The organism is uncultured Turicibacter sp. (genome assembly GCF_938044715.1).
GTDB lineage: Bacteria > Bacillota_I > Bacilli_A > MOL361 > Turicibacteraceae > Turicibacter > Turicibacter sanguinis.
Genome location: NZ_CALIOS010000035.1, coordinates 1 through 2926 on the forward strand (window position 1 = coordinate 1; position 2926 = coordinate 2926).

At 32.5% G+C, this 2926-nt stretch carries 2 protein-coding genes; both read right to left on the reverse strand.

Going from position 1 to position 2926, the window contains the following annotated elements:
* Window positions 1-289 precede the first annotated feature (289 nt).
* The gene (locus QWC74_RS03560) at window positions 290-475 is read right to left on the reverse strand and encodes a metal-sensing transcriptional repressor (protein WP_006785684.1); all 186 of its coding nucleotides are present in this window, start codon (window positions 473-475) and stop codon (window positions 290-292) included.
* Window positions 476-487: 12 nt separating this feature from the next.
* On the reverse strand, window positions 488-2617 hold the full coding sequence (pulA, locus tag QWC74_RS03565) for a type I pullulanase (RefSeq protein WP_006785683.1): 2130 nt from the start codon (window positions 2615-2617) through the stop codon (window positions 488-490).
* Window positions 2618-2926: the final 309 nt, after the last annotated feature.

The window sequence follows — 2926 nt, forward strand, 5'->3', positions numbered from 1 at the left end:
CATCTCCTTCTTTTTTTTCTTCATAATAAAAGATTAGGTCCGGCTGTTCTGATTCATTAATGGTTGAACTTGTAAAAAATGTCTGATTCAATACTTGCATGGCATTTAAAATTAGAGCATCTTCTACACCTAAAATCTTGATGTTTACTTGATTTGTCATCGTAACACTCCATTTCTCTAATAAAAAATCCTTAGCAGTGCTAAGGATTTTTCCCTATCTACTTCTGATAACCAAATCAATTGCCTCTTCTAATACTTGATTATCTTTATTCTTTGCTTCAATATACTGCTAAATACTATTTTCTAGATGATTGGCCACTGTATAACCAATGGCTCGATCAATGGCTGTTTTAGCAGCATTCATTTGATGAATAACCGAACGACAATCTTTTTCTTCTTCAATCATTCGAATCATTTCTCTATTTTGTCCTTCGACCCGTTTTAATCGATTGATGATATCTTTATCTGCTTCCATGTGGGATCTCCTTTATTTGACGATAATCGTTGTACTTAGAGGTTCTATGCTAAGCTCATTTCCAACTTCACCTAAAGAGGTTAAACCACTTTTAGAGGCATTTGCAATGATTTGTAATCCTTTTGTCATCACCGGAATTTCTACTGATCGATTTTGTGTATTGAAGAAGACATGAATTTCGTCCCATTCACCATATTCTTTAACATTTTTCAAAGTATATTCTATCACAGAATGATGATGTTGAAAAATACGAAGATGTTTTTTTACTAATAAAGAATTAGAAAATCTAAAAGCGCCATGTGCCTTTCTAATTTGAATGTATCCTCTTATCAAATCGATGCTTGATTGGTGTGATTTGGCCTCTTCCCAATTAATCGCATTAATTTCATCTGGCATATTATAGCTATTCTCAATTCCTTTTTTACTTCTAAAGAATTCTTGTCCAGACTGGATAAAAGGAATCCCTTGCGCAAAAATAACCATGGCTGTCGCTAATATTTGACGTTTTTGACGAATTTCATCACTCTCATCACCATTTGAAAGTTGCATGCGATCCCATAACGTGTGATTATCATGACATTCAATGTAGTTTATACTTTGTGAAGGTTGATAAAACATATACGTTTCTCCTTCACTTAATCCAGAACTTCCTGCTAATAATTGTTTTCCCACATTCGCATATCCAAAGTTTCCAAGTGCTAGGCCACGCTCTTGATGATTAAAAGTATGACCCTTTATATTATCTCTAAATGAGTCGTTAAAGTGTCCAATTTTAGGCATTTTATAAGCGTTGAATTTAGCTGCTTTTTGATTTTGAGGAAGTGGCGTATTCATATCCCAGCCTTCTCCATAAATCAAAATCGATGGATTTAATTCCTCACATAATTGATGAATTTCATTCATCGTATCTACATCTATAATCCCCATTAAGTCAAATCTAAACCCATCAATTCCATATTCTTCAACCCAGAATTTTACAGAGTCTAATACAAATTTGCGAACCATTAATCGATTAGTTGCTAAGTCATTTCCACACCCTGTTCCATCTGATGGCATTCCTTGATAGTCATAGCGATAAAAGTATGTTGGAACCATTGCATCAAAAGGAAAAGTGCGTCGTTCATATACGTGATTGTATACCACATCCATAATAACACCAAATCCATTTTCATGTAGTGTATTAATTAATTTTCTTAATTCATTAATACGAGCATACGGATTCGTGGCATCTGTTGAATAACTTCCTTCTGGAACGTTGTATTGAACAGGATTATACCCCCAGTTATAACTTTTTTGTGGATTTAATTCATCAACACCTTCAAAATCAAATATCGGAAGTAATTGAATATGGGTCACACCTAAATTTTTCAAATAATCTAGTCCTGTATTACTCCCTTCTAGCCATTCTGTTAAGCCTAAATATTTCCCTTTATGCCTAATGAATTCATCATTAATTGTAAAATCTCTGACACTAAGTTCATAAATAATGGCATCTGTTGGTTGATTAAGTTGGGGTCTAATATCATGATTAATTGTTTCGCATAAAGCGGGATCAATAATGACACTATAAGTCGCATTAGCAGTCGATGCGATGCCATATGGATCAATGGTTTCTTGTTTAACGAGATTATTTACGATTTCATAACGATAACGATATCCCTCTAAATCTTGATAAACCGTTAATTCCCAAATTCCTTTTGATCTTCGTTTCATTTTGCGATAATGCGTCACATCCTCTTCATAAAGGACTAGTTGGACTTGTGTCGCTGTTGGCGCCCATAATTTAAAGCGTGTCATTGTCTTAGAGTAAGTCGCTCCTAAATCGTCTCCAGTATAATAAAAACGCTTATCGAATTCATCTGTTCTCGCAATATAGCCTAAAAATAAATAGCTATCATTATTATAACAATCCATGACCCTATATTCTTGCCCTACTTCAACAAACCCTTGAATCGATAAAATATATTTTAGCTCATTTCCAAAATCAAATTTTTCTTCTACTTTTAACTCGAGTACTTCCTGATTCATTAGATTAACTAATCTAAAAGGTGCAATTTCCCCTCCATAATAACTCTTTGGTACTAAGATCGTAATTTTATTATATTCATCTAAGTATGATGAAAACCTTCCTTGAATATTCATTATTTCATGCCCCTCCTAACTACTATTCTTTCTATCTCATGATTCACCTTCATCTTTGACTATTTTTTATTGATTCATTCATTTCACCTGATCAAAATATAAAATAAGGCGCTTTAATATATGTTATTTTTACCCCCTAAAAATAGTACGAACTCATACATCAATTTTACCATTTTAATCTTTTATTAACAATAATTGTAATTTTTTTGAAACTCGATATAAATGACTGTAAACTTTTTGAAACCTTGTAATAAATATTAATAAATATAGATAAAAGATATGTAATAAGTTTTTTAAAATTAAAAAAGG

What these genes read in the sequence shown, in the direction of transcription:
- QWC74_RS03560 (WP_006785684.1), bottom strand. Translation starts at nt 475, where the DNA reads ATGGAAGCAGATAAAGATATCATCAATCGATTAAAACGGGTCGAAGGA.
- pulA (WP_006785683.1), bottom strand. Translation starts at nt 2,617, where the DNA reads ATGAATATTCAAGGAAGGTTTTCATCATACTTAGATGAATATAATAAA.